Source organism: Neisseria sp. P0009.S007 (genome assembly GCF_051962515.1).
The window spans coordinates 1-256 of the sequence record NZ_JBQCVF010001174.1; the positions used below are offsets into that span (position 1 = coordinate 1).

Below are 256 nucleotides of genomic sequence, written 5' to 3' on the forward strand. Positions count from 1 at the left end.
CGGTTGCCCCGTCGGGAACGGTATAGCGGAGGGTGGCGGCATCCGCATCCGCCTTTGCTGTAAACGAAACGGCGGCATTGGCCGGCAGGTCAACGTAAGACTGTTTGCTGGCTTCGTGGGCAGTGGAGTGTGTGGAAGAGGCTTTTTTGACTGTTGCACCTGCTGAGAGTGTACCCTGGTCGGCTTCATAAGTCGTGTATGCGGCTTTGGCACCGTAGCGGGAGGGATCGTAGGTAACAGTTTCTGACATTAATAT

1 protein-coding gene is annotated in these 256 nt (G+C 55.9%); it reads right to left on the reverse strand.

Annotation, left to right across the window (positions count from 1 at the left end; genetic code table 11):
* Positions 1-256 (reverse strand): hypothetical protein (locus ACTHS3_RS18195; protein ID WP_440368824.1); only part of this gene is annotated, 256 nt, incomplete at both ends.